The sequence below is a fragment of the Hydrogenophaga laconesensis genome, from assembly GCF_031457235.1.
Classification (GTDB): Bacteria; Pseudomonadota; Gammaproteobacteria; order Burkholderiales; family Burkholderiaceae_C; genus Hydrogenophaga; species Hydrogenophaga laconesensis.
This window is the reverse complement of the sequence record NZ_JAVDWE010000025.1, coordinates 1-25,909: the sequence shown is the minus strand read 5'-3', so window position 1 is coordinate 25,909 and position 25,909 is coordinate 1. Positions and strand designations below refer to the sequence as shown.

Genomic DNA, 25,909 nt, shown 5'->3' with positions numbered 1-25,909 from the left:
CGGGCGGTCACGTTACCGAAACGGCGCTGAGAACATCGCTCAGCCCACCGGTCACGATGCGCCGAAATGACCGGTCACATTCGCCGAAATACGCATCCACCCATGCCTCGACTGCAAACGCCCGCGTCATCAACGCGCGAGCGTTGACTTTGGCGTCGGGACGCCAGGCGCGCAACCGACCACTCTCTCGCGCCTTGATGCGCCACAGGGAGTCGTAGTTCCGGCTCTGGCCGCGGGTGACCTGGCGGGTCGCCTCCGCGTCAACGCCATACCCGCGCAGCTTCTCGGCGAAGGTCTCGCGCCAGCGGTGCAGATCGCTCTTGCGAGGGTTGAGGCGCTTGCCCAGCGTCGACTCGGCCTTCACGCTGATGTGCACATGCGGATTGGCCTGGTGGTCGTGCAACACCATGATGTACTTGTGGTCCCTCAGCTCGACTTGGGCGAATTCCCGGGCGGCGCGCTGCACGGTCAGCGGGTCGGTGCCGCGTGGCATCGACAGCATGATGTTGAAGGCCTCCCGCCGGTGGCCCGGCTCTGCCCCGTCGGGTATGTATGAGCCGCTGAATCGCCATTCCTCCGCCAAGTCATGCAAGACGTCTTTGCCCCGCATGATTTCGCCGCGCTGATCTTCGATCTCCAGTCGGCCGTTCTTGCTGATGTAGCGGAAGTGAGCGGCAATGGCCCGCAGGCCGCGCCCTCCTCCCGTCACTTTCACCATCACCTGCGGCGCACGCCGCACCACCGTGGCCGCAATGCGCTGGCGGATGACGGCCGCGCGTTGCCGTGCCGCGTCCCCACTCAACCGGGGAGAAGGCTTCACCTTCACGACGCGGTTGCCGGGGTAGAACAGGCGATCACCCCAGGTGATCAGAATGCCATCCAGGTTGTCCGGGGTAGCCATGGCGAACTCCTTTCGCTACTTGGTGGGGGACGCGGCTGACCCTGCGCCCCGGCTGCGCGGTTGCAGTTCGGCCAAGGCACGGGCGGCCAGCTCCAGGTGGCAGCGCACGTCGCCGGCCAGTGTGTCCAGCATCTCGCGATAGGCCCTGGCGGGCTCTACGTTGGCCTGGCGCAGCAGCACGGTGAGGCGGTGGATGTTTCGGCTGAGGGTGGCCAGTTCTGCGCTGGAGGCCCTGAGTGCCGCGATGTGTTCGGCCCGGCCGCCACCGTCAGACAGCACGGGAACATTGGCCACCAGCCCTGCCAGGTATGCACCGCGTGACAGGCCTGCGGCTCGGGCACCGACAACCAGCTGTGAAGCCTCGTTGGCCGTCATGCGGATGGACAACTTGACGCTGGCGTTTCGCCCAGCCTTGGGGGGCAGCTCTCCGCAATCGGGCTCACCCGCGACCGAAAGATCCAGGTCGCGCGCCACAGCGCTGCGCACTAGCTCGGACACGCTGACCCGTTGCGCCTGCGCACGAGTCACCAGCGCGGCCTTCAAGCCGCGCATTTCAACCGTGACGAAGTCATGTGTTGGGGTGTTCATGGACCGACGAATGGAGGGGCGCGGAGCGCTTGTGAAACTGGCGGCAAGCCGCCTATCTCTGCACTCACCATGAACCCAGTATTGGTCTGAATCGACGCTCTTGAGCGGCTGGATTTGGGTCCGAATCCAGCGCGTGAAAGGACTGTTTGCGGGATGAAGATGGCCACACCGCTGCCACCCTTGCACAGCGATTGCACAAACAGAACATCAAGTGAACAGCCAGTGAACAGACACCGTACGAACTGACCGTTTCGCGACCAACTCGCAGTCAACACCTGAACACCTGCAGAACAGCCACTGAACAGAAACCGCACGATGAAGCTGATTCCGATCGATCCGCCCGGTAGAAGCTCGCGCAAGGCGAGGCACTTCGCGCAAGACATGCGAGAGCTTCGCGCACAGGGCTACACCTTCGAGGCGATTCGCACGGCTTTAGCCGCGGTGGGTGTGCATGTGAGCAACGCCACTGTCCAGCGCGAAGTGGCCAGAGCTGCCACGAGCCGGGGTGTTGTGCCTGCGGTGGACTCAGGGCCGCGGTCTGGGAATGAACTCGCGGCACCTGCATCCATGGCGTCTACTGCAGCGCCTGAATCGACCACCGTGTCATCTCTGGTACTCGAAGACGCTATCGAGACCGATACGCGAAGCGGTAAGGAAATCGCCGAAGAGTTTGCCAGCAGCCGGATCACAAACCCCCTGGCCCGCGCCAGACTCAACGCGAAGGACTCGCCATGAAAATCGCCGTCATCAATTTCTCTGGCAACGTGGGCAAGACGACCGTCGCCCGTCACCTGTTGCTGCCCCGGATCGAAGGGGCGGAACTGATTTCAGTCGAAAGTCTGAATGCTGGCGAGGGTGAAGGTCAGGCCATGCGCGGCCGGCAGTTCGGGGCGCTGCAGGAATACTTGCAGACCATCGACAACGCGGTGGTGGACATCGGGGCCAGCAACGTGGAGGAGTTGCTCGACCTGATGCAGAAGTACCGAGGCAGTCAGGAAGACTTCGACGTCTTTGTGGTTCCGAGCGTGCCGGCCCTCAAACAGCAGCAGGACACCATCGCCACACTGGTCGAGTTGGCGCGGCTGGGGGTGCCACCGTCCAAAGTGCGGCTGGTGTTCAACATGGTGAACAGCGCCGCTGATGTCCCTGCGCATTTCGACCTTGTGCGGGCCTTCCTCAAGGTGAAACCCATTGCCACAGAGAACGCCGCCTGTCATCTGAGCGCCAACGAGGTCTATGGACGGATCCGGGGCAGTGGCGCCGACCTCACCACCTTGGCCCGAGACGAGACCGACTACAAAGCCTTGATCGTCAAAGCCAGCGACACCGCAGAAAAGCTCACCCTGGCCCAGAAACTGGCCACGCGGCGGCTGGCCCTTGGCGTGGTGCCCGAGCTGGATGCCTGCTTTGCGGCGCTCGGACTGGGAGAGAACACCGCCAACAACGTGGTGCCGCTGGCACGGCAGGCGCAGTGAGCGACCTGGTCACCGCCCGCGAAGAGCTGATGGCGGTGGCCATCGGCGACCTGGGCGCCTTGCTCGACCGAGTCGAGACCCTGGCACCCCAACTGGACGCGAGTCGCATGGAGTTGCTGCGAACCAGTGCCGAATTGGGTGAGCAGGTCGCAGCGTATTCAAAACGCATGGATGAAATCACCGAGAACGCAAAGGTGCAGGCGGTCAAGCACATCGCCCGCCGCGCCGACGCAATGGCCCGGGGGACTGTGGACACACAGACCCGGGCCATGGAGGAGGCAGCGCGTTTGGTGTTCCGCAATGAAGTCAGCCCGGCCTTGCAGCGGGTAACGCTGCCGCTGCAGGAGGTGGCGGCCATGGCCCGCAAAGGTGCCCGCCCCTGGGAGCGGTGGCTGCTGCATGCCGCGACAGCAATGCTCTCTTCGGCCATCAGCTGGGCGATGGCCGCCTGGCTGTGGCTTCGGTAAGAAGCTGCGGCCTGGGTCGCGCGAGCCGGCGACAGCCGGCGAGCGTTTCGGAATTTCTGGTGAACCACACCGCCCAGCGTTGGGGCGGTGTGGTGTTGGACCCGTTCAGGCCTTGAGCTTGCGCATCTCTTCGGCCAGCACCCACAGCGCCCGGTTCAGGCTCACGCTGCGGTCGATGCTGGCCACCGGGCGGGTGTGCAGTCGCCTGCCCTTGGCCCCTCTTCCCGGCTGGCCGCCCTTCATCGCGTTCTCCTGCACGCGCTGGAAGGTGGTCCACAGGCTGTTGCCAAAGTCTTCTGGCCGGCGGGCTTCGATCAGCTGGTCGGCGGTCACCGGTGCCGGTGGTTCGCCCTCCCCTCGTTCACCGTAGCGCAGCGCCAGGGCTGCGGTGGCAAAGGCCCGCTGTTCCTCGGGCTGCAGGCTCAGTGCCTTCATCCCATCGGTGGACGCGTCCACGGTCTCGAAGTCCTCCAGCACCCGGAACGCGCCTTCGATCACGTCGTCGCGGATGTTGCCTTTGTGCGGGATGCGGATGTCGTTGGACACGTCGCCCACCACCAGGCCGTTGCAACAGACGAAGCGGAATACGCCCGCGAGCATCTGGTAGCTGCTGGCGCCGTCGTGGCTGTTGATCAGGATGATCTCGTTGGCCTCGGGTCGGGTGTTGACCTGCCCGGCGTGGCGCATGCGGATCATGTGCTTGGTGAACTCGGTCTTGCCTTCGATGCGGCTCTTGCTCTGGGCCACCATGAAGGGCTCGAAGCCTTCCTGGCGCAGACCGCGCAGCATATCGATGGTGGGGATGTAGGTGTAACGCTCGGAACGGCTTCCGTGCTTGCCCTCGGCAAAGATGGACGGTGCGGCACGGCGCATCTGGTCTTCAGCCAGCGGGATCTCGCTGCGGATCACAAACGTGTTCTGACCGAAGCGGGCGGCCAGACGGGGGGATTGGGCGGTGGAGATCATGGTGTGCTCCTGGTACGAGATGAATGAGTGAAATGGAGACCGGGCGGCTGGCGCCCGGTGTTGGCTTCAGGCGGTGGCCGGCTGTGGGCTCTGCGGTTCCTGCGCGCTGCGGCTGCGGCGGGCTTCGCTCTCGGCCTTGCTGTCGAGGTAGTCGATGTCTTCGACGGTGAATGCCATGCCGTAGACCTCGCGGCCGTCGCCGTCCTGGTACTGGGTGTTGTGCAGTCGGCCCACCACGTTGACGTGGGAGCCTTTGCCCAGGTACTCGGCCGCGTGCTCGGCCTGTTTGCCCCAGAGGGTCCACTGAACAGCGACCGCGCGTTCCTCGCGGTCTTCACCGCTGCCGCGGTATTGGTTGCTGATGGCGGTCAGCGTCGCCTTGGCGAGCCGGCCTTCGCGCCCGTTGACGAATTCGAGCTTGACGGCACCCGCCAGGTGCGCGTGGCGCTGGATGACTTGAACATTGGCCATGGTGGAACTCCTTGCAAGAGCGACCAGCCGGACCCCGGTTCGGGTTCCTGAAAACTGATCCTCTCGCTCGGACTCCCTCGCTCCCGCCCACGGGCGGGCGGGGGGTGGGCATGGCCCCTTCCCTCGGGAAGGGGTGGGGGATGGGCATTCCCCTTGCAGCACGAAACAGTGAGCCAGTCACCTGGCCCACCGCTAAAAGATCCCCCCACAAGTCCCCCTCACCTGAGGATGGGGGCGCCGTGGGGGGATAACGGTGGGCCCAATGGCGCACGCGCTGCCCGAACCTCTTCGGGCGACCAGCGCAGCGCAGGCGACCGGATGAACTGAGCATCGGCGGCTGTCGCGGACGGCGTGACACCAAGCGCAGCGACTGGCGCGGCGTTCGAGCCGATGCGATCACTTCCGGGGTTCGGGTGTTGGGTGTCCTGATCAACAGCGGCCCGGCTTCGGGCATGGCGGATGACCGGGGGGACGATCTGGTGGGCGGGAGTGGCCCGCACCGCAGTTCGTCCAGCGGGCTTCGTTGCCGGTTAGCGGCAAGCAAACAGAGACCGCGATCCCCGGGCACGGGCAAGGGCCGCGACACCATATCGCCGGCTGTGCCGGCCTGGTCAAACGCTCTTCGATGCACGCGCGCAGCGCGCACTTCAACGAAGAACAAAAGGGGGCGAAGCCCCCTGGCTCAAACGAGTCCGATTTCTGCCATGGAGCAGACCACCTCACCTGCCACGATGAAGTGGTCTAGCACCCGCACATCGACTAGGGCCGTGGCCTGCTTGATCGTCTGCGTCAGATGTTCGTCGGCTCGCGACGGACGCGCTTCGCCACTGGGGTGGTTGTGCACCAGGACCAGGGCGCTGCTGTTGCGCAGAAGAGCATCTCGCACCACCTCGCGCGGGTAGACCGAGGTTTGACTCACCGTGCCCCGGAACATCTCGACGTAGTCCAGCACACGGTTCTGTGAGTCCAGGTGCATCACCGCAAACACCTCGTGCGGCAGATGGCCCAGACGGGAGCGCAGGAAGTCCTTGACCACGGCGGGAGAGTCCATCACGTCGCTGCCACGCACCTGGGCCGCTAGCAGGCGCTGCGCGGCCAGCAGCACCTCGTCAGCCTCGGCCGGCCGGTACTGACCGGTCACGTCGCGGATGAGCAAGCCGCCCGAACCGGCGGGCACCGACAGGAGGGAATCGAGGGAAGAAAACAGATCGTGCTGCATGACCAACTCCAGTGATCGGGCGGGATTGCCCGAGACCGGAACCGGCACGCCGCAGCGCAGCGGTCACAGGTTCGAAGACGGCCGAACAGCCGCCAGCGCCCACAGGGCGCGCAGACCTTGACGGCGAGAACGGTGTGCAAGAATGAAGGGATCAGCAAGCCAGCCCCACCACAAATGCAGGCGTGAGCAAGGCAAGCGCAGCGCGCAGGCCGGAGGCTCACCAACGGCCGGAGGCGTCAGGGATCGGAGCCTTATGGCCGCGACCTGCAGGGGCGCGGGGCGCAGCCCGCAGAGCCCGACGGCGGTACGCCGGGACGCTCAGTCCCCCAAGGGAAACTCCGCACACAAACCGGGCGCAGATCAAACGTGACCCCGTCAGGGACACGTCACCAGAACATGTCGCCAAAAGCCCATTTCGCGGACACGAGCTTTTTTGTCGTCTAGTGGCGCAAAGGCCGGCAGGCGTTGCTTGACCGCCACAGGCGTCTACATGTGAGACTCAGTGAGAGCAAAAAGCCTGTTGCTACAACATGGGTTCTTCGTGAGGCCATCATCAGAACGGCCTGCGCAACGGCGGTTTACCCCCCGGTTTACCCCCGGAGCGCCACAAAGAAAAACGGGCTAGCCCATTTCTGAGCTAACCCGTTGATTTTATTGGTCGGCGTGGCGGGATTCGAACTCGCGACCCCTTGCACCCCATGCAAGTGCGCTACCAGGCTGCGCTACACGCCGACAAGCCTCAAATTATAGCGTCCAAATGAGGGCAAATCAGGCGGTGTGCCGGAGAAGCTCACGAATTTCGAGCAGCTCACGTCGCACGTCGTGCAGCAGGCCACCCGATCCCGCGTGCACCGGATACTCTGCTTCGATCAATGGAATCACCACTTCGCCGTGAACGACCTCATCGAGGTCGATCACGTCGATGGCCTCATCGTCCTCGGTGCGGCGCTTCTCGCGCTCGGCCTGAACGATTTCCTGCAACTTGTTGCGCGCACCGCTGATGGTAAAACCCTGGTCGTACAGCAGCTCCCTGATGCGGCGGATCATGAGCACCTCGTGGTGCTGGTAATACCGGCGATTGCCCCGGCGCTTCATGGGCCGCAGCTGTGTGAACTCCTGCTCCCAGTACCGCAGCACATGCGGTTTGACGCCACACAGCTCGCCGACTTCACCGATGGTGAAGTAACGTTTAGCCGGAATGGGAGGTAGCGTTTTTTCCATGAAAATCAAGGCGGTACGGGCCGAACCTTGAAATCTACTCTAACTGATGCCTCCTTGCACGGAGGATTGGTCATTTCTGTGTGAAATGTTGCAACCACCCCGCGCGCCAACAAAAAAGCCCCATTGCGGGGCATCTTTGTTGGCGCGCGGCACTGCCGCAAAGGCTTGGTCAGGCACCGATCACGGCAGTCTGCACCTGTTCCTTCAGTTTCGGGCTGGCATGGAAGGTCACCACACGGCGTGCTTCGATGGCAACGGGCTCCCCCGTTCGGGGGTTGCGGCCCGGCCTGGGCGCCTTGGTGCGAATCTGGAAATTGCCAAACCCGGAGATCTTCACATCGGTGCCCTCCACCAGGCTATCGGTGATCAGATCGAAAAAGGCATCGATCATGTCCTTGGACTCGCGCTTGTTCAGCCCGATCTGGTCAAACAGCAACTCCGCCAGCTGTGCCTTGGTCAAGGCGGGCGTCTCCAGACTTTCAACAGCGAGTTCCATGCTAGCGTTCTCCATAGCGTTCGTATCAGGTGCGCAGACGTCCAGCCACGCGCTGAACCAAAGCTTCGATGGAGGCGTTCACCGTCGCATCGATGTCTTCTTCGGTCAGTGTAGCGTCGTCCCGGTTGAGAAGCAGACGAACCGCAAGGCTTTTCTCATCCGCGGCCAGACCACCCGCCGATACACCCTCACCAGCGCTCTGCTTCTTCGGGCGATAGACGTCGAACAAGACCACATCGCGCAGCCACGGACTGCCCGGTGCCCGGATCGCTTCCAGCACGGCAGCGTGTGTCACGGACTCCTTCACCACAATGGCCAGATCGCGCTCGACCGCCTGATGGCGACTGACCGCCTGATAGGCCGGCACGGGGTGCGCCAGCACGGCATCCAGCTCCACCTCGAACATGGCCGGCGCCTGTGCCACTTCGTAGGTCTGGCGCCAACGCGGATGCAATTCACCGACGTGCCCGATGCAACGGTCGGCCAGCCAGACACTGGCGCATCGCCCCGGATGCATGGCAGGATGTTCGCCCACCTTGAACGCCAGCTGGCGGGGAGCGAACAAGGCCTGCAGGTCGCCCTTCACATCGAAGAAGTCCACGGTGCGGTCCGTCACGCCCCATTGCAGCTTGTCGGCGCCCCCATATGCCAGTCCTGCCAACCTCATCGGCTGGTGGAAACCCGCCACCGTGGTGTCGCTGTCGGTCACCGCGGCGTCCTTGAGAAAAACGCGCCCGACCTCGAACAGGCGCACACGATCTGCGCGCCGGTCCAGATTGAACTTGAGGATGGCCAGCAGACTACCCAGCAGGGACGAACGCATCACGCTCATCTGGCTGGCGATCGGGTTCAGCAAGCGGATCGGGTCGGCATTGCCGGCGAGCTCGCGCTCCCAGCGCTCTTCCACGAAGCTGAAGTTGATCGTCTCCTGGTACCCCAGCTGTGCAAGGCTGCGGCGAACCGCAAAAGGCCCGCGGCGCGACTCGGCGCGAATCTTCGCGGTAATGGGTGCCAGGGGCGGCGTATCGGGCAGGTGTTCGTAACCCACCACCCGGGCCACTTCTTCGATCAGGTCTTCCTCGATCTGCAGATCGAACCGGAAAGCAGGCGGCATGACGGTGAGCAGGCCATCCCCCTCTTCCACCGGCAGGCCCAGCCGGCGAAGCGCCACTGCGCACTGCGCCTGATCCACCGGCATTCCGATGACCTTGGCCGCGCGAGCGACTCGCAGCGACACCGGTTTCGGCTGAGGCAGGTTGACCACGTTGTCATCCAGGGTCGCGGCTTCGCCCCCACAGATGTCCAGCACCAGCTGGGTGATGCGTTCCACGTGCTCGCGCGTGGTGGACGGATCCACCCCGCGTTCGAAGCGGTGACCTGCGTCCGTGGAGAAGTTGTAGCGGCGTGAACGACCCGCAATGGCCTTGGGCCACCAGAACGCCGCCTCGATGTAGATGTTCTGCGTGTCGTCGGACACGGCGGTGGAATCGCCCCCCATGATGCCGGCCAGCGATTCGACACTCTGGTCGTCAGCGATCACGCCCACCTGTGCGTCGACCGCCACGGTATTGCCATTCAGCAGCTTGAGCGATTCGCCCTCGCGGCCCCAGCGGACTTCCAGGCCGCCGTGAATCTTGTCGAGGTCGAAGATGTGGGAAGGACGGCCCAGCTCGAACATCACGTAGTTGGAGATGTCCACCAGGGGAGACACGCTGCGCTGTCCGCAGCGCGCCAGCCGATCCACCATCCAGGCGGGTGTCGTGGCTTTCGTGTTCACGCCACGCACGATACGGCCCGTGAAGCGGCCGCACAGGTCGGGCGCCGTCACCCGCACCGGCAGGCGATCCGGCAGGGAAACATTCACCGGCGGGAACGTCGGCTCGACCAGGGGTGCACCGGTCAGCGCCGACACCTCGCGTGCGATGCCGTACACGCTCAGGCAATGCGCCAGGTTCGGCGTGAGCTTGAGGGTGAACAGCATGTCGTCCAGCGCCAGCTGTTCGCGGATGTCGCGGCCCACCGGTGCGTCAGCGGGCAACTCCAGCAACCCGCCGTGGTCTTCGGACAGCTTGAGCTCCCGGGCCGAACACAGCATGCCCTGGCTTTCAACGCCGCGAAGCTTGCCCAGCTTGATCTGGAACGGCTTGCCGTCTTCGCCCGGTGGCAGCTCGGCCCCCACCAGTGCACACGGCACCTTGATACCCACGCGGGCGTTGGGTGCCCCGCAGACGATATTGAGCAGATCGCCCTGCCCCACATCCACCTGGCACACGCGCAGGCGATCGGCGTTGGGGTGCTGCACGGCTTCCTTGATCTCGCCAACCACGATCTTCGTGAACGGCGGCGCCACAGGCTCCAGCTCTTCGACCTCCAGACCCGCCATGGTCAGGGTGTCGGCCAACTGCTGGCTGGTCAGGGGCGGATTGCAAAAGGCACGCAGCCAGGATTCGGGGAATTGCATGTCGTGGTCTCAGCGGAACTGGGCGAGGAATCGGAGGTCACCGTCAAAGAACAGGCGCAGGTCATTGACGCCATAGCGCAGCATGGTGAGCCGGTCGGGCCCCATGCCGAAAGCGAATCCGATGTAGCGCTCGGGATCGAGCCCCATGTTGCGAACCACGTTGGGGTGCACCTGGCCAGAACCCGCGACCTCGAGCCAGCGGCCCGCCAGCGGCCCCTGCTGGAACTGGATGTCGATTTCCGCGCTGGGTTCGGTGAAGGGGAAAAAGCTGGGGCGGAAGCGCAGCACCAGATCGTCCGTCTCGAAGAAAGTGCGACAGAAATCGGTGAAAACGTACTTCAGGTCCTTGAAGCTCACGTTCTCGCCGATCCACAGGCCTTCGCACTGGTGGAACATCGGCGAGTGTGTCGCGTCACTGTCCACCCGATAGGTGCGGCCGGGTGCGATCACACGGATCTCGGGCATGGAGCGGCCCGCGTCCAGATCGGCGCGGTGGCGCTTGACGTGCTGCACCGCATGGCGGATCTGCATCGGGCTCGTGTGCGTGCGCAACAGGTTCGGCGCCTTCTCGCTGCCGCCTTCCACATAGAAGGTGTCGTGCATCGAGCGCGCCGGATGGTCTTCTGGCGTGTTCAGCGCCGTGAAGTTGAACCAGTCGGACTCGATCTCGGGGCCTTCGGCCACCTCGAAGCCCATGGAACCGAAGATCGCCTCGATGCGCTCGAGCGTCAGGCTCACCGGGTGCAAACCACCCTGGCCACGCTGGCGGCCCGGCAGGCTCACGTCCAGCGCCTCGGCCTTGAGCTGCGACTGCAACTCGGCGTCGGCGAGCGCCTGGCGGCGTTCGGTCAGCGCAGCTTCGATGGCCTGTTTGGCCTGGTTGATCGAAGCGCCACGGGTCTTCTTCTCCTCCACGGAGAGCGCCCCCATGCCCTTCATCAACTCGGTGATGCGGCCCGACTTGCCCAGGTACTGCGCCTTGGCGTTCTCCAGATCGGCCGGCGTGGCGGCTTGCGCGAACGCCGTGCGGGCGCTCTCGACCAATGCGTCCAACTCGTTCATGTGTCTGCTTGAATCGTTGGGAAATAAAAAAGGGGCTGAAGCCAGCGAGGGAATCCCTCAAGCCTCAACCCCTTTGAGCGACGGGACTCACACCGCCCTGAGGCGGCGTGCTCCTGCCGTGAATCAAGCGGCCAGCTTGGCTTTGACTTGCTCCACGATGCTGCCAAAGGCAGCCGGGTCGTTCACCGCCAGATCGGCCAGGACCTTGCGGTCGATCTCGATCTGGGCCTTCTTCAGGCCGTTGGCGAACTGGCTGTACGTCAGGCCGCAAGCACGGGCGCCGGCATTGATACGGGCGATCCAGAGCTGACGGAAGACGCGCTTCTTCGTGCGGCGGTCACGGTAGGCGTATTGACCAGCCTTCATCACCGCCTGCTTGGCGATGCGGAAGACATTGCCGCGGCGGCCGCGGAAACCCTTGGCCAGAGCCAGAACCTTTTTGTGTCGGGCGCGAGCCGTTACACCACGTTTGACGCGAGGCATGTGTGTTCTCCTTGTTCGTCGTTGATCAAATGCCCGTGCCGGGCAGCATCTGTGCCATGTGACCCATGTTGGTCTCATGCACGTTGACTGCTCCACGCAGGTGGCGCTTGTTCTTGGTGGTCTTCTTGGTCAGGATGTGACGCTTGAAGGCTTGACCGCGCTTGACGGTACCACCCGGACGAACGCGAAAACGCTTCTTCGCGCTGCTCTTGGTCTTCATTTTGGGCATCTTCATGCTCCTTTTTCATTTGTGCTCGTGAGGCGCCGCGAACCTTCCGCGGACTTGTTGGCCCCGAGCCACTTTTGACGGAAGGCCTTTCGGCCCTCCGATTCGGTCACCGGCCTCTCGGCCAGCACCTCGGACCGGCAGGAGACTACCCTGCCCGTCCAATCCTTCGCCAGCCGCTGCTCACGCAGCTGTCTGGCTGGCCGCCGCAGGCGCTGCCGCCTCGGCTGGCTTGGCAGCACCACCTGCCTTCTTGCGTCCGGGCGCGATCATCATGATCATCTGACGCCCTTCGAGCTTGGGAAACTGCTCCACCACGATCGCGTCACCCAGGTCGTCGCGAATGCGGTTCAGCAACGCCAGACCCAGCTCCTGGTGCGTGATCTCGCGGCCACGGAACCGCAGCGTGATCTTGCACTTGTCGCCATCGTCGAGAAAGCGACGGATGTTGCGCATCTTGATGTTGTAGTCGCCGTCGTCGGTACCGGGACGGAATTTCACTTCCTTGATCTCGATGACCGTCTGCTTGGCCTTGGCTTCCGCCGCCTTCTTCTGCTCCTGGTACTTGAACTTGCCGTAGTCCATCAGGCGACACACGGGAGGAACCGCCGTGGCCGCGATCTCGACCAGGTCCACATCCAGTTCACCGGCCATGCGCAGCGCTTCCTGCAGACTGACGATGCCCAGTGGCTCGTTCTCGGGGCCGTTGAGGCGAACCTCGGGGGCCATGATTTCCCGGTTCAGTCTGTGTGCGCGCTCTTCACGTTGGCGGCGGTCGCGAAAGTTGGTAGCTATGGTGAGTTCCTTTATGTGGGCAGTGTCAAACGGAATGGCGGCCACCCGGCCGCCAGCATGCACACGAAGTGCACCGCAGAAGCGCGAGCATCAACCCAGATGTTTGAAATCAAACCTTGGATGAGACGTCTGCCGCAATCAATCTGGAAAAGGCTTCCAGCGGCATGACACCGAGGTCTTTGTTACCTCGAGCCCGCACAGCCACGGCGCCAGCTTCTTTCTCTTTGTCGCCCACGACAACGATAAAAGGCAGCTTTTGCAACGCGTGCTCCCGTATTTTATACGTAATTTTCTCGTTGCGCAGGTCTGTAACCACCCTAAGCCCTTGATTCTGCAGACTTTTCGCGATTTCCCGACAGTATTCTGCCTGGTTGTCGGTGATGTTCAGCACTGCCACCTGCACAGGAGCCAGCCAGGTCGGCAGTGCGCCGGCATGCTGCTCGATCAGGATGCCGATAAAGCGCTCCAGGCTGCCGACGATGGCGCGGTGCAGCATGATGGGGCGGTGGCGGTTGCCATCTTCACCCACGAATTCAGCATCCAGGCGCTCGGGCAGGTTGGGGTCGACCTGGATCGTGCCGCACTGCCATTCACGCCCCAGGGCGTCTTTCAGCGTGTATTCGATCTTGGGTCCGTAGAAGGCGCCCTCTCCCGGCAGGTACTGGAAATCGCAGCCTGACGCGCGCAGGCCGTCGGCCAGCGCCGCCTCGGCCTTGTCCCAGCTTTCCTCGGTACCGATGCGTTTTTCGGGGCGCGTGGACAGCTTGTAGATGATGTCGGTGAAGCCGAAGTCCTTGTAGACCTTCTGCAGGAGCGCCGTGAATGCCGTCACCTCGGCCTGGATCTGGTCTTCCGTGCAGAAGATGTGGCCATCGTCCTGCGTGAACGCGCGCACGCGCATGATGCCGTGCAGGCCACCCGAAGGCTCGTTGCGGTGGCACTGGCCGAACTCGCCGAAACGCAGCGGCAGGTCGCGGTAGCTCTTGATGCCCTGCTTGAAGATCAGGATGTGGCCCGGGCAGTTCATCGGCTTGAGTGCGTAGTCGCGCTTCTCGGACTCCGTGACGAACATGTTCTCGCGGTACTTGTCCCAGTGCCCCGTCTTCTCCCACAGGCCCTGGTCCAGAATCTGCGGCCCCTTCACCTCCTGGTAGCCGTTCTCGCGGTACACGCGGCGCATGTACTGCTCCACCTCCTGCCAGATCGTCCAGCCCTTGGGGTGCCAGAACACCGTGCCGGGCGAATGCTCGTCGATGTGGAAGAGATCGAGCTCGCGGCCCAGCTTGCGGTGGTCCCGCTTCTCGGCTTCTTCCAGCATCGTCAGGTACTGCTGCAGCTCGTCCTTGGTGGCCCAGGCCGTGCCGTAAATGCGCTGCAGCATCTCGTTGCGGTGGTCGCCCCGCCAGTAGGCACCCGCCACCTTCATGAGCTTGAAGTGCTTGAGCTTTCCTGTGCTCGGCACGTGCGGGCCGCGGCAGAGGTCTTCGAACCCGCCCTCACGGTACAGCGACACATCCTCATTGCTTGGAATGCTGGCGATGATCTCCGCCTTGTAGTGCTCGCCCAAGCCCTTGAAGTAGGACACCGCCTCGTCGCGCGGCAGCACGCGGCGCACCACGGGCTCGTCTTTCGCCGCCAGTTCGGCCATGCGCTTTTCGATCGCGGCCAGGTCTTCGGGCGTGAAGGGGCGCTTGTAGGAAAAGTCGTAATAGAAGCCGTTTTCGATCACCGGCCCGATGGTCACCTGCGCATCGGGAAACAGCTCCTTGACGGCATAAGCCAGCAAGTGGGCCGTCGAATGGCGGATCACCTCCAGGCCATCGGCGTCCTTGGCCGTGACGATGGACAGGGGGCTGTCCTGCGTGATGAGGTGGCTGGTGTCCACCACCTTGTCGCCGATCTTGCCAGCCAGCGCGGCCTTGGCCAGGCCGGCGCCGATCGAGGCCGCCACGTCGGCAACCGTGACTGGGCCGGGGAACTCGCGTTGGGAGCCGTCGGGGAGCGTGATGTGCAACATGAGGAGGTCCAGAAAACAAAAAAGCGCGGCAGGGGCCGCGCTGGTGTGGGGTAAGGAAAGGGAATCGGGCAGGCGCGAACTGCTGGCCTCAAAGGGCCAGGAAGGACAACTCCATAGTTCGCGGTGTCATAACCAGATTGCCTTTCTCGCTCTTGCTGATTCAGAAGAAGAACGGGCATTTTCCCACAAAACGCAGCCCCCCGGGCGCTCGTCGGCACGGTCAGCACGAACGCCCGGTTCAAAGAAGGCTGTTCGGTTGAGATCCGGCCAGCGGCTCGTACGCGAGAGGTCTCAGACAGCAACATCCTCGGCCAGCTTGGCCATGGCGGGCAACGCCGCCACGGTGTCGGCGATGTCAACGGCCAGAACCTCTCTGAGCTCGCGCAATGTCCTGATGTCTCCCGCCTGGCCGGACTTCTCGATGTCGGCTGAGACAGCGGTCAACGCGCGAAGGCCGAGCAACATGCAGGAGCCTTTCAGACGGTGTCCTTGATACACGATGGCCTCCAGGTCTTCTTCTTCCAGTGCCTTCTGCAAAACCAGCGCGGTGCCATCGGGTGCCTTGAACAGCATGTCGAGCAACTGGTTGAACATCTCGCGGGGCATCATGGCGAGCAACTCGGCGTGAATCTGCATGTCAATGAGCTGCTGCGGCATCCTCATGGTCCGTAGCGGCTCTTCCAGCGTTGCAGGCACGGTCTCCATGCTTCCCTCAAGCACGCCACAGCGCCGCAGTGCCCTGCGAAGGTCTTTTTCTTGCAGGGGCTTGGGAGCAAACTGGGTCACGCCGGCCTCCATTGCTGCCTGCCGTGTGTCGTTCACCACGTCGGCCGTGACCATGATGATGGGCACCTGACCCGCTGGAGACGGCAGCAGCCGGATTTCTCGCGCGGTGGCAATGCCGTCGAGGATCGGCATGTGGTAGTCCAGCAGCACGACGTCGAAGCTCTCGCGGTCCAGAATCTGCAGCGCTTCAAAGCCGTTCTCGCAGAACACGGCCTGGTGCCCCATCCGGTCGATCAGCAGATTGAGGTACTTGAGGTTGACCGGATGGTCCTCCGCCACGAGGATGCGCAACCGACGAGCTGGCGTGCTGCGGCGGCGCTCCCATGCCTCGTCGTCCATCAGCAGGTTCTTGTCGACCTTCGGTGCTGGTGCACGGGGCAGGCGCAACGTCACCACAAAGATGGATCCCTTGCCCGGTTCGCTCGATACGGTGATGTCACCGTCCATCATGCGTGCCAGCGTGCGGGAAATCTCCAGTCCGAGCCCGGACCCACCCACCTTGCGACGCAATGAGTTGTCGGCCTGGTAAAACCGCGTGAAGAGGTGGTCCACCGTCTCCTTGTCCATCCCGATGCCGGTATCCTGGATGGTCATGCGCACGCCATCCGGCACGGAATGTTCGACTTCAAGCAAGACCTCGATGCTGCCGTGCTGCGTGAACTTCATGGCGTTGTTCACCAGGTTGTAGAGAATCTGGCGCACCCGGGTCGGGTCGGCCATCACCCAGGCAGGCAGGTCGTCCTCACAATGGCAGCTCATCTGCACACCCTTGTCGTTGGCCAGGGGCTTGAGCAAGTTGGCTACTTCCTGCGCCATGACACCCAGGTTCACGGGCGCCGGCGCCAGCGTGAGGGTGCCCGACTCGATGGTGGAGACATCCAGAATGTCGTTGACCACCCCCAGAAGGTGTTGAGCAGAATCCGCTGCCGTGCTCACATAGTCACGCTGTTCCGTGCTCAGGCGGGTGTCTTCAAGCAGCTTGAGCATGCCGAGCATGCCCTGGAACGGGGTGCGGATCTCGTGGCTCATGTTCGCCAGGAACACGCTCTTGGCGTGGTTCGCGGCTTCGGCCTGGTCTTTTGCAGCGGCAAGGTCCTTTGAGAGCCGTTGAAGGCTGGCGTACTGTTGACTTTGCTGCCGGATGTGCCGCACCAGCAGCGCGACAAAGAGAAGCATGACCGCCACCTGCACCGCTGCCAGACCAATCAACAGGTGGCTTTGCCAGCGCAGTTGAGCGTTGCGCTCGTCAACGAATCGTGCAACAGCGCGATTGGCTTCGCGCGTGAGTTCGCTCAGCGCAGGCGCGAGTTCGTGGGCCTTGGCGTGCAGCCGCGCAAGTGCAGCGGGGTTCGCCAGCAGTTTCCCGGGGTCCGCAAGAAGGGGGTCGGCATCCTTCTTGAACTGCTCCAGCATGCTGAGCACAAGCTCGTATCCGCCCCAGGCGTCCAGCAGGTCACGCCGAGGAATTCCGGTGATCAACGTGATGCGGCTGAGAAAGATCTCGTAGCGCTCCTGCAAATCTTCAGGTTGAATGGTGGAGCCGGGGTCGCCGGCCACGAGCACGACCTGGTCGAGCCGGCCCAGTTCGTGCTCGAGCTGGTATGCCTGCCACATGAGTGAGTCCACCTGGCGCGTCTCGTTGTCCTGCAGTGTCTGCCATTGACGCCACCCCAGTACGCCCAATGGGGTCAGCGTCAGGAGGAGCAGCGCAGTGATGACCAGCGCCCACTGCCTGGGGTGCCATGCCGCAAAGCCGGTAAGCTGGTTGTTCATTCGATGCTCATCCGCTTGAGTTGCCAGATCGAGCGTTCATAGTATGTGGACGAGCGCAACTCGGCCTTGCTGTCAAAGGGGTAGATCACGAACAGCGGTCCCTTGTCGCGCACCGCCATAGGCTGGTCGTCGAGCAGTCGCGCCACGATGATGCCGTGGGCTTCAGCATCCGCCATAGGGATGCGGATGGTGTAGTCGTTGATCGCACTCGCATTGATGGTCACGCCTTGCGCCTTGGTCGCCGCCAACAGGTCCGACAGCAAAGGGCCCGTGAATTTCACAGGTCGGTCATACCAGGGGGTCCGCGTGGTGAAACTGTGCTGGGGCAAAGCCTCCAGCATGGCCATGTCAAAAACTGCGTCCTTCTCTTTGTTGGCCTGGCCAATTTTTCCGGACATCGTCAGGACAATCCGACCCTTGGGCTGCCGCAATCCGTCAGCAAAAGCCACACCAGCACCAATTGCAAAAACAATAGCAGCAAATACGCCAAAAACAGCGCGCTTCGATTGATATAGGATTGTCATGATTAAACGATTCGATTAGCTCGACAAAGATTAGTTGTGCGAACCCGTGTTCGCAACAGGAGAAGCGAACTGCAGCACGTCCGGGCTTTTCGTCTCCGGCAAGGGCATGGACGGCTGACGAGCCACCTCGACAGGGAGTGGCCTGGCCTCAGCAAGGAGTTGCTGCCATGCTGCGTCCAGAAGGTCACGCAGATTTGTCACTGCGGCCTCTGCATCGCGAATCTGCTGGATCCGTCCAACCACACGGTTCAAGGCATCCATGAAATATCAAAGATTTAGTACTACAATTCAATCTCATTTCCCGTGATTGCAATTACATCCAATTCACCTTAAGCGCTGCTTACGGATGTGGACAGACGGTAGAAATCTCGAGACGAGCGTGAAATCGAGCACTGCGCGTGCTTGAAACGTGTGCAAGATGCCGCGCTGATGAATAGCCCCCGGATTTCGTGACGCACATCACCATTTCCAATCGAATTCAATGGCAGTCGAGCGACATTTGAAATTGAAAGACCTATTCAATTTCAACCACAACCGGAAAAAGTAGTACTCGAGCACCAACCAGGCGCAGAACACCCCACCCCCCGAAAGCCAAACGGCCGAGAGGGAGGAGGTTTTCGAAGAAAAACTTCTGCCTGAAGAGCTCAGTGCTCATCGGCAGACGGACCTGAGACCCGCCAGACAAGCCGCAGGCCGGGGCGGCGCGAACTAGCTGGCGTCAGATTTCGCCGTCGATGCAGCGGCGCCCGGCTCGATCGACTGAATGACATGCAGGTCGCGTTGTGGATAGGGGATCGTGATGCCGCCAGCATCCAACGCTTCCTTGGCCTTCTTCAGCAAGTCCAGTTGCGTATCCCACCAATCTGCCCGCGTGGTCCACACGCGAAACAGAATGTCGACCGAGCTCTCACCCAGCTTCTGCACCTTGATCAGCGGAGCGGGATCCTTCAGCACCCGCGGCTCTTCGTTCGCCACGCGCGCAAGAATGTCCAGCGCGGTACCGATGTCATCGCCATAGCCAATGCCATAGGTCTGGTCCAGGCGACGCAAATCGCGATCGGTGGCCGAGTAGTTGACCAGCGTCTTGCCCCAAATCTCTGCGTTGGGAAGAAAGGCCCGTGGGCCGTCCGGCAGATGCGCCTCGCAAGCAAAGAACCCGATGCTGTCGATGACGTAAACCGTGCCTCCGACGCTCACAGCATCACCCACTCGAAAGGGGCGCAGCAGCAGCAGCATGACCCCCGCCGCCACATTGCTCAGCGTACCCTGCAATGCCAGCCCGATCGCCAGACCCGCAGCGCCGATGGCGGCGATAAGGCTCGCCGTCTCCACACCAAATCGGCCCAGCACCGCGATAAGGGTGAACACCATCACCGCCACCCGCACGACCTGACCGGCCAGCGTGTGGAACACAGGATCAATGCGGGCCGAGCGACCCAAGCTGCGTTTGACGATCCTTGCAGCCCATCCCGAAACGATGAAGCCAGCGGTCAGCGTCAGCAACGCACCTGCGATATTTCCGCCCCAAGAAATGAGCAGAGCGGGAAGGAGTTCGGTGTAGTGTTGGAAAGCTTCGTTCATGGCGACCTAGCTTAGCAGCCACACACCGAGGCGTACGCCGACCAATGCAAAGGCCGGCAGACAGGGTCAGACATATGCAAGCCCGCGTCGGCACAACTATGTGCCAGGCGCGTGAACCTTCCTGCCACCCTTCAGGAAATCAAGAAATGCCCGCACCCTGGCGGGCACCTGCCGACGGCTGGGCAGCGCAGCGCAAATCATGTATCGACCAAAAATCCAATCGGGCAACAGCCGCACAAGCGTGCCCCTTTCAAGGTGCCTGGCTATCAGTGCCTGCGAGAGCACAGCGATGCCCGCGCCATCGAGCGTCGCCCGGTACAGAACGTCGAAGCTGCTCGATTGAAGACCTACCGGCATGGGAACCGCCACACACTCCCCTGTGCGAAGCGACCGCAACTGCAGCGCACGAGACGCGGGACCACTGGCTTGCTGCCACGGAAACCGCAGGTAGTCGTGGTCCTTCAGATCGCCGGGTACCTCTGGTTTTCCGAAGCGCTCAAGGTACTTCGGCGCTGCGCACACCACCCACTCCGTCGTGAGCATCGGCCGCGCAACGATGCCCAGATCGACGCCCTCCTCGATCACCAGGAACGTGATGTCGTGCTCGTCCACATGGCCGTGCGGGAAGGGATCAATGTCCAGTTCAATCGGCGCTCTGGGAAAGCGCTCACGCCAGCCAGCGATGACCGGAGCCAGGTAGTACGACGCCAACACGGGCGTCGCAAGTATGCGCAGCGTTCCCTGGACCTCCTGCATGTCCACACCCGCCTCCGTCTCGGCCTCCTCGATTTCGTTCAGGATGCCGCGCACGCGCGCGAGGTAGTTCTGCCCGGTCTCCGTCAACGCGATTCGCCGGGTGGTGCGCTGCAGAAGGCGGGCGCCCAAATGCGCCTCCAGGTCACTCACCAGCCGCGTGACCGCCGCTGGCGAGAGATCCATGGCACGGGCGGCGGACGCAAAGCCCCCCTCTTCCACCACCCGCGAGAACACCCGCATTGAAAGCAACCGGTCCATGGCATGTCCTCCAACCGAACCACTGTTTCAGTTACTGGAACGCTCAATTTATGACTGAGCAGTTTAATTATCAACCGAACAGGCATAAATTGCAGGCGTGCGAAGCCGAACGGTCGCGATGTCCGCCGCCGTCGACAGGCACCCATCCACTCAAGGAGCCACCATGAAAACCCTCTCTCGCCGCCTCGCCATTGCCACGATCGCCATCTCCGCCGCCGCCGGCGGCTCGGCCGCATTCGCCGAAGTCATGGTCGGTGGCGCGCCCATGCTGCCCACCAAAGACATCATCGACAACGCCGTGAACTCCAAGGACCACACCACGCTGGTCGCCGCCGTCAAGGCCGCCGGCCTGGTGGACACGCTCAAGGGCCCGGGCCCGTTCACCGTCTTCGCCCCCACCAACGCCGCCTTTGCGGCCCTGCCCGCCGGCACGGTGGACACCCTGCTCAAGCCCGAGAACAAGGCCAAGCTCACCACCGTCCTCACCTACCACGTGGTCCCCGGCAAGTGGGACGCGGCCGCGATCATGAAGATGATCAACGACGGCAAGGGCATGGCATCCATCAAGACCGTCTCCGGCGGCACGCTGGTGGCGAAATCGGCCGGTGGAAAGGTGATGGTGACCGATGAAAGCGGCGGCACCGCCACCGTGACCATCGCCGACGTGTACCAGTCCAACGGCGTCATCCACGTGGTCGACAAGGTGCTGCTGCCCAAGTAAGCGCGTCGGCAGAACCGCGCCGGGCGGCGGCACGGCAGGCCGCCGCCCGGCCACCCGCGAACGCCCGCACAGCGCGGGCACGCTTCAGGACGGCCTGCTTTCAGCACACGGCCGACCACCGCCTCTTGCGCAACTGGTCCGCCACGACCTGCAGCCCGACCAGCTTGTTCCATGGCGCCTGGAACCACAGGCCCATCTTGTCCAGCTGTGCCTTGAAACTGCTCGTCCTTGCCTGCTCTTGCTCAGACTGGAACGGTCGAGATTTTGGACCGACGTCACCGCTCTTTGAGGTCGAAAGCCTCGTGGTCCATACCACCGCGAGACCGCCATGGGTGAAGGCGGCCAACGATTCCAACTGCGACTCCGACCAGTGCAGCCGTGCACAGTGAGTTTGAACGGGCGCCCCTTCAATTCAATATTTCTTGTATGATTGAAATATGAATGAGGAAAACGTTGTCCAGTCTCTCGCCGCGCTCGCCCACGAGCACCGCCTCCGGGTCTTCCGTGCCCTCGTGGTCGCTGGAGAAGAAGGCCTCACACCAGGCGTGATGACCGAGCGGCTCGATGTCGCGGCCACCAAGCTGTCCTTTCATTTGAAGGAACTGGCCAACGCCGGCCTGGTGACCCAGCAACGCGACGGGAGAAACCTCATCTACCGCGCGGCCTACGTGCACATGAACGGCCTTCTGGCCTATCTCACCGAGAACTGCTGCCAAGGCGCCGGGTGCGCTGTGGACAGCGTCGCTTGCAAGTGCTGACCCTCCATGCCCGTTGACTCTCATGAACATCCACCCGGCGTCGGCTGAATATCTGGCGAGCGTCCAGGCTCTGCTGCGCAAGGGCCACCTGCCCTACGTCGACCTGACCGATGCGCACATGGCGGACTTCCTGCTGGCGAGCGACGCCGGCGGAACTCTCAAGGGTTGCGTCGGGCTGGAGCGCTTTGGCACCGCCGGGCTGTTGCGCTCGCTCGCCGTTGAAGCCTCAACGCGTGGCACTGGCGTAGGCCAGCTCCTTTTGAACCGGTTGTTGGCGCACGCATCCGCTACCGGCCTCCTTCAGGTTTACCTGCTGACCACCACAGCCGAGACCTTCTTTACATCGCGCGGCTTCACCCCCTGCTCACGAGCCAACGCGCCAGCCGACATGCAGCGCAGCGCGGAATTCGCATCTCTCTGCCCTGCATCGGCCACCTGCCTTTTCCTTGACCTCTCCTCATCATGACCAAACCCCTGAACGTGTTGTTCCTGTGCACGCACAACTCCGCTCGCAGCATCCTTGCTGAGGCCACCCTCAACCACCTTGGCCAAGGCCGCTTCAAGGCCTTCTCAGCAGGAAGCAGCCCGCGCGAGAATCAGCAGCCCAACCCCCTCGCCATCGAAGTGCTCGAGCGAGCCGGCATCTCCACCAATGGGCTGCGCAGCAAGACCTGGGATGAGTTCGGCAACCCCGACGCGCCCCACATGGACCTGGTCATCACCGTGTGCGACAACGCCGCCGGCGAGGTCTGCCCCTACTGGCCCGGACAACCCGCCACCGCGCACTGGGGCTACCCCGACCCCTCTGATGCGAAGGGCACGCACGAGCAGAAGCTCGAGGCCTTCCGCGAGACCCTGCTGGCCATCCGCCGCCGGCTGGAGTTCCTCGTCAGCCTGCCGCCCGCCAGCGTCGACAAGCTGGCCCTGCAGAACACCGCCCGCGACCTGGCCAAGCGCTGACAGACCGCCATGCTTGCGGCCGTCCTCATCTTTGCCTTCACGCTCGTCCTCGTCATCTGGCAACCCCGTGGCCTGGGCATCGGCTGGAGCGCGTCTCTGGGTGCCCTTGTGGCTCTCCTCGCCGGCGTCGTGCACCTCGCCGATATTCCGGTGGTCTGGAACATCGTCTGGAACGCAACGGCCACTTTCGTGGCGGTCATCATCATCAGCCTGGTGCTGGACGAGGCCGGCTTCTTCGAATGGGCCGCGCTGCACTTTGCCCGCTGGGGCGGTGGGAGAGGTTCGCGCCTGTTTGCCCTCATCGTCTTGCTGGGTGCGGCCGTCGCTGCACTATTCGCCAACGACGGGGCCGCGCTCATCCTGACGCCTATCGTCATGGCCATGCTGATCGCGCTGGGGTTCTCGGCAGCGACCACCCTGGCGTTCGTGATGGCGGCCGGTTTCATCGCAGATACGGCGAGCCTTCCTTTGGTTGTCTCGAACCTGGTGAACATCGTCTCGGCCGACTTCTTCGCCATCGGGTTCAACGACTACGCGGCCGTGATGGTCCCGGTGAACCTGGCATCCGTGGCAGCCAGCCTGGTCGTCCTGTTCTTGTTCTTCCGCCGCGACTTGCCGGCGACCTACGACATGCGCCAGCTGAAGGCGCCTTCAGAGGCGATTCGAGACCTGAACACGTTCCGGGCCGGGTGGGCTGTCCTGGCTCTGCTGCTGCTCGGCTTCTTTGGCCTCGAGCCGTTGGGTGTTCCCGTCAGCGCTGTGGCAGCCGTCGGTGCGACCATCCTGTTGGCGGTCGCTGCCAAAGGGCACGTCATCCACACGCGAAAGGTGCTCAAGGGCGCACCTTGGCAAATCGTCATCTTCTCACTGGGCATGTACCTGGTCGTCTACGGGTTGCGCAACGCCGGATTGACCGACCACCTGGCAGGGCTGCTGGACCGCTTCGCCCAGGGCGGTGTGTGGGGCGCTGCCATGGGTACGGGCTTCCTGACCGCCGTTCTGTCGTCCTTGATGAACAACATGCCGACGGTCCTCGTTGGCGCCCTGGCCATCGACCAGTCGAGTGCAACGGGCCTGATCAAGGAAGCCATGCTCTACGCCAACATCATCGGCTGTGACCTCGGCCCCAAAATCACGCCCATTGGAAGTCTGGCGACGCTCCTTTGGCTTCACGTGCTCGCTCGCAAGGGCATGACCATCACCTGGGGCTACTACTTCAGGGTCGGCATCGTCCTTACCGTTCCTGTTCTTGCTGTCGCGCTGGCCGCCCTGGTTCTTCGCCTTGGCGTGGCCTGACGCCCTTTGCACCTGCCCCACGTCATGACCGACGTCTTTCACGACCTTCCGAACCTCGACGCATCTTCGTTTCAGCCGCTGGATACTGAGCGCCTCTTCCCCCAGCAGCGATCGATCCACGGGCCGCGCATCCTGCTCCTCTATGGTTCGTTGCGCGAGCGTTCATACAGCCGGCTCCTGACCGAGGAAGCCGCTCGACTGCTGCAGGCGATGGGCGCGGAGACGCACATCTTCGACCCGAAGGACCTCCCGCTACCCGACGCCGCACCAGAGGACCATCCGAAGGTGCAGGAGCTGCGGAAACTGGCACAGTGGTCCGAAGGCATGGTCTGGTGCTCACCGGAGCGCCACGGCGCCATGACCGGCATCATGAAGGCGCAGATTGACTGGATTCCATTGTCCGTTGGATCCGTACGGCCTACGCAGGGCAAAACCTTGGCGGTGATGCAGGTCTCAGGTGGCTCCCAGTCGTTCAACGCCGTGAACCAGCTCCGGGTACTGGGCCGGTGGATGCGGATGGTGACCATCCCAAACCAGTCATCGGTGGCCAAGGCCTTCCTCGAATTCGAAGAGACCGGACGGATGAAGCCGTCCTCATACTACGAGCGCGTGGTGGACGTGATGGAAGAGCTGGTGAAGTTCACCCTGCTCACCCGGGACTGCTCGAAGTATCTGGTTGACCGCTACAGCGAGCGCCGAGAGAGTGCGGAAGCGCTTTCCAGGCGCGTCAACCTTCGCAGCATTTAGAGGACCGCAGGCACGATTCCGTCCTGCACCATTTCCTTGTAGTGCCTCCTGCCTTTGCGGCGGGCGCAGGCGTTGTTCTAGGCTTTGGCTCGCGGTTTCATTCGGAAGCTGATACCCATCCGATTGATCGCATTCATGGCTGCAATGGTGAGGGTGACCTCGACCAGCATCTTCTCCCCGAACACCTGAAGTGCGGCCGCATAAGCTTCGTCCGAGGCGTGCGTCTCGCTCACGCGGGTCACCTCTTCAGTCCAGGCCAATGCCCCGAGTTCTTGCCCGGTGAAAAGGTACTCCGCTTCATGCCATACGGGGACAAGAACCAGTTTCTCCACACTCATGCCCTCGGCCAGAAGGTCGCGAGTGTGGATATCAATGCAGTGTGCGCACCCGTTGATCTGCGAAACCCGAAGGAATATGAGGTGCGTCAATGCGGACGGCAGTGTCGTCTCCCTGGAGACAAAGTGGTGGAGCGCACCAACTGCCTTGGCACCTTCAGGGGAAGCTTGAAACCATACAGCGCGAGTCATGAGCAACATTTCCTTTCCTGGTGATGAGAGTCGAACCTTTCGCTCTCCATCACAAGACGTTTGAAGCGCCCACCCCGTGACAGGTCTCGAGACCAGACCATCCGCACCCACAAAAAAAGCCACCCCTAAGGGTGGCCCTGTCTCCTCCACGTGATGATCAGTGGAACTGCTCTTCCTCGGTCGAGCCCGTCAGCGCCTTCACGCTCGAAGAACCGCCCTGGATGACCGTGGTCACGTCGTTGAAGTGACCCGCGCCGACTTCCTGCGCTTCATGACAGCCATGCGCCTGCGCCCAGGCCATGAAGGCGCGGCTGGTGAACTCCGGGCCGTTGTCGGTTCGTACCGCCTGCGGATACCCACGAAACAGCGCAGCG

At 62.9% G+C, this 25,909-nt stretch carries 29 protein-coding genes, 1 tRNA gene and 1 pseudogene; 9 read left to right on the top strand and 22 right to left on the bottom strand.

Going from position 1 to position 25,909, the window contains the following annotated elements; all coding sequences use genetic code 11:
* Positions 1 to 7 precede the first annotated feature (7 nt).
* Positions 8 to 901 carry a relaxase/mobilization nuclease domain-containing protein gene (locus J2X09_RS25970; protein WP_310309807.1) on the bottom strand — a complete coding sequence of 298 codons (894 nt, stop codon included), beginning with the start codon at positions 899 to 901 and terminating at the stop codon, positions 8 to 10.
* 15 nt (positions 902 to 916) lie between these two features.
* Positions 917 to 1,489 carry a hypothetical protein gene (locus J2X09_RS25965; protein WP_204735813.1) on the bottom strand — a complete coding sequence of 191 codons (573 nt, stop codon included), beginning with the start codon at positions 1,487 to 1,489 and terminating at the stop codon, positions 917 to 919.
* Between the two features lie 315 nt (positions 1,490 to 1,804).
* On the opposite strand from J2X09_RS25965, the gene J2X09_RS25960 reads away from it, so the two are divergent.
* From J2X09_RS25960 to J2X09_RS25950, 3 genes are read left to right on the top strand one after another with little or no spacing between them, the layout of a single operon-like run.
* Entirely contained in the window at positions 1,805 to 2,224 is a 420-nt protein-coding gene (locus J2X09_RS25960) for a hypothetical protein (protein ID WP_204735812.1), read from the top strand.
* Positions 2,221 to 2,964 (top strand): StbB family protein, encoded by a 744-nt coding sequence (gene stbB / locus J2X09_RS25955; RefSeq protein ID WP_204735811.1) that lies wholly within the window; start codon positions 2,221 to 2,223, stop codon positions 2,962 to 2,964. Before J2X09_RS25960 ends, stbB begins: the two co-directional genes overlap by 4 nt.
* Complete coding sequence (locus J2X09_RS25950) at positions 2,961 to 3,431, top strand: hypothetical protein (RefSeq protein WP_204735810.1); 471 nt, start codon at positions 2,961 to 2,963, stop codon at positions 3,429 to 3,431. The genes stbB and J2X09_RS25950 overlap by 4 nt, the downstream gene beginning before the upstream one ends.
* A 105-nt stretch (positions 3,432 to 3,536) precedes the next feature.
* Here J2X09_RS25950 and J2X09_RS25945 read toward each other — a convergent pair whose 3' ends face one another.
* The 17 genes from J2X09_RS25945 to J2X09_RS25865 form a co-directional block, all read right to left on the bottom strand.
* The gene (locus J2X09_RS25945) at positions 3,537 to 4,397 is read right to left on the bottom strand and encodes a DUF932 domain-containing protein (RefSeq protein WP_204735809.1); all 861 of its coding nucleotides are present in this window, start codon (positions 4,395 to 4,397) and stop codon (positions 3,537 to 3,539) included.
* Between the two features lie 66 nt (positions 4,398 to 4,463).
* Positions 4,464 to 4,868: a single-stranded DNA-binding protein gene (locus tag J2X09_RS25940; RefSeq protein WP_204735808.1), complete on the bottom strand. Its 405-nt coding sequence runs from the start codon at positions 4,866 to 4,868 to the stop codon at positions 4,464 to 4,466.
* Positions 4,869 to 5,550: 682 nt separating this feature from the next.
* A complete protein-coding gene (gene radC, locus J2X09_RS25935) occupies positions 5,551 to 6,087 on the bottom strand; it encodes a RadC family protein (protein WP_204735807.1) in 537 nt (178 codons plus the stop codon).
* Between the two features lie 655 nt (positions 6,088 to 6,742).
* A tRNA-Pro gene (locus tag J2X09_RS25930) sits at positions 6,743 to 6,819 on the bottom strand.
* Between the two features lie 36 nt (positions 6,820 to 6,855).
* Entirely contained in the window at positions 6,856 to 7,308 is a 453-nt protein-coding gene (locus J2X09_RS25925; RefSeq protein WP_204735806.1) for a MerR family transcriptional regulator, read from the bottom strand.
* A 169-nt stretch (positions 7,309 to 7,477) separates the two neighbouring features.
* Complete coding sequence (locus tag J2X09_RS25920; RefSeq protein ID WP_204735805.1) at positions 7,478 to 7,804, bottom strand: integration host factor subunit alpha; 327 nt, start codon at positions 7,802 to 7,804, stop codon at positions 7,478 to 7,480.
* Positions 7,805 to 7,829: 25 nt separating this feature from the next.
* Complete coding sequence (gene pheT, locus J2X09_RS25915) at positions 7,830 to 10,265, bottom strand: phenylalanine--tRNA ligase subunit beta (RefSeq protein ID WP_204735804.1); 2,436 nt, start codon at positions 10,263 to 10,265, stop codon at positions 7,830 to 7,832.
* Positions 10,266 to 10,274: 9 nt separating this feature from the next.
* The gene (pheS, locus tag J2X09_RS25910) at positions 10,275 to 11,327 is read right to left on the bottom strand and encodes a phenylalanine--tRNA ligase subunit alpha (RefSeq protein WP_204735803.1); all 1,053 of its coding nucleotides are present in this window, start codon (positions 11,325 to 11,327) and stop codon (positions 10,275 to 10,277) included.
* Between the two features lie 123 nt (positions 11,328 to 11,450).
* Entirely contained in the window at positions 11,451 to 11,810 is a 360-nt protein-coding gene (gene rplT, locus J2X09_RS25905) for a 50S ribosomal protein L20 (RefSeq protein WP_086120609.1), read from the bottom strand.
* Between the two features lie 25 nt (positions 11,811 to 11,835).
* Positions 11,836 to 12,039 (bottom strand): 50S ribosomal protein L35, encoded by a 204-nt coding sequence (rpmI, locus tag J2X09_RS25900; protein ID WP_204735817.1) that lies wholly within the window; start codon positions 12,037 to 12,039, stop codon positions 11,836 to 11,838.
* Between the two features lie 180 nt (positions 12,040 to 12,219).
* Entirely contained in the window at positions 12,220 to 12,831 is a 612-nt protein-coding gene (gene infC / locus J2X09_RS25895; RefSeq protein WP_310309810.1) for a translation initiation factor IF-3, read from the bottom strand.
* A 109-nt stretch (positions 12,832 to 12,940) separates the two neighbouring features.
* The gene (gene thrS, locus J2X09_RS25890; RefSeq protein WP_204735802.1) at positions 12,941 to 14,848 is read right to left on the bottom strand and encodes a threonine--tRNA ligase; all 1,908 of its coding nucleotides are present in this window, start codon (positions 14,846 to 14,848) and stop codon (positions 12,941 to 12,943) included.
* A 291-nt stretch (positions 14,849 to 15,139) separates the two neighbouring features.
* The gene (locus tag J2X09_RS25885) at positions 15,140 to 17,407 is read right to left on the bottom strand and encodes an ATP-binding protein (RefSeq protein ID WP_204735801.1); all 2,268 of its coding nucleotides are present in this window, start codon (positions 17,405 to 17,407) and stop codon (positions 15,140 to 15,142) included.
* The gene (locus J2X09_RS25880) at positions 17,404 to 17,931 is read right to left on the bottom strand and encodes a putative pterin-binding protein (RefSeq protein WP_310309799.1); all 528 of its coding nucleotides are present in this window, start codon (positions 17,929 to 17,931) and stop codon (positions 17,404 to 17,406) included. Before J2X09_RS25880 ends, J2X09_RS25885 begins: the two co-directional genes overlap by 4 nt.
* A 30-nt stretch (positions 17,932 to 17,961) precedes the next feature.
* Positions 17,962 to 18,192, bottom strand: a complete 231-nt coding sequence (locus J2X09_RS25875; protein ID WP_204735800.1) for a hypothetical protein — start codon at positions 18,190 to 18,192, stop codon at positions 17,962 to 17,964.
* A gap of 447 nt (positions 18,193 to 18,639) precedes the next feature.
* A complete protein-coding gene (locus J2X09_RS25870) occupies positions 18,640 to 19,512 on the bottom strand; it encodes a mechanosensitive ion channel family protein (RefSeq protein WP_204735799.1) in 873 nt (290 codons plus the stop codon).
* A 96-nt stretch (positions 19,513 to 19,608) separates the two neighbouring features.
* A complete protein-coding gene (locus J2X09_RS25865; RefSeq protein WP_204735798.1) occupies positions 19,609 to 20,526 on the bottom strand; it encodes a LysR family transcriptional regulator in 918 nt (305 codons plus the stop codon).
* A 163-nt stretch (positions 20,527 to 20,689) separates the two neighbouring features.
* On the opposite strand from J2X09_RS25865, the gene J2X09_RS25860 reads away from it, so the two are divergent.
* Positions 20,690 to 21,247: a fasciclin domain-containing protein gene (locus J2X09_RS25860; protein WP_204735797.1), complete on the top strand. Its 558-nt coding sequence runs from the start codon at positions 20,690 to 20,692 to the stop codon at positions 21,245 to 21,247.
* A 100-nt stretch (positions 21,248 to 21,347) separates the two neighbouring features.
* Here J2X09_RS25860 and J2X09_RS25855 read toward each other — a convergent pair whose 3' ends face one another.
* On the bottom strand, positions 21,348 to 21,602 hold the full coding sequence (locus J2X09_RS25855; RefSeq protein ID WP_204735796.1) for a hypothetical protein: 255 nt from the start codon (positions 21,600 to 21,602) through the stop codon (positions 21,348 to 21,350).
* An 82-nt stretch (positions 21,603 to 21,684) separates the two neighbouring features.
* Between J2X09_RS25855 and J2X09_RS25850 the strand changes: the two genes are divergently transcribed.
* Genes J2X09_RS25850 through arsH form a run of 5 tightly spaced genes read left to right on the top strand, consistent with a single transcriptional unit; the run spans position 21,685 to position 25,008 of the window.
* A complete protein-coding gene (locus tag J2X09_RS25850; protein WP_204735795.1) occupies positions 21,685 to 22,005 on the top strand; it encodes an ArsR/SmtB family transcription factor in 321 nt (106 codons plus the stop codon).
* Between the two features lie 22 nt (positions 22,006 to 22,027).
* Entirely contained in the window at positions 22,028 to 22,471 is a 444-nt protein-coding gene (gene arsN2 / locus J2X09_RS25845) for an arsenic resistance N-acetyltransferase ArsN2 (RefSeq protein ID WP_204735794.1), read from the top strand.
* The gene (locus tag J2X09_RS25840; RefSeq protein WP_204735793.1) at positions 22,468 to 22,965 is read left to right on the top strand and encodes an arsenate reductase ArsC; all 498 of its coding nucleotides are present in this window, start codon (positions 22,468 to 22,470) and stop codon (positions 22,963 to 22,965) included. The genes arsN2 and J2X09_RS25840 overlap by 4 nt, the downstream gene beginning before the upstream one ends.
* 9 nt (positions 22,966 to 22,974) lie before the next feature.
* Positions 22,975 to 24,261: an arsenic transporter gene (locus tag J2X09_RS25835; protein WP_204735792.1), complete on the top strand. Its 1,287-nt coding sequence runs from the start codon at positions 22,975 to 22,977 to the stop codon at positions 24,259 to 24,261.
* A gap of 24 nt (positions 24,262 to 24,285) precedes the next feature.
* Positions 24,286 to 25,008, top strand: coding sequence for an arsenical resistance protein ArsH (gene arsH, locus J2X09_RS25830; protein WP_204735791.1), 723 nt, complete (start codon positions 24,286 to 24,288; stop codon positions 25,006 to 25,008).
* Between the two features lie 77 nt (positions 25,009 to 25,085).
* On the opposite strand, the gene J2X09_RS25825 is transcribed toward arsH, so the two are convergent.
* Both J2X09_RS25825 and J2X09_RS25820 read right to left on the bottom strand, forming a co-directional pair.
* Entirely contained in the window at positions 25,086 to 25,535 is a 450-nt protein-coding gene (locus tag J2X09_RS25825; RefSeq protein ID WP_204735814.1) for a carboxymuconolactone decarboxylase family protein, read from the bottom strand.
* 157 nt (positions 25,536 to 25,692) lie between these two features.
* Positions 25,693 to 25,909 (bottom strand): annotated as a pseudogene (locus J2X09_RS25820) (hypothetical protein); the annotation flags it as partial.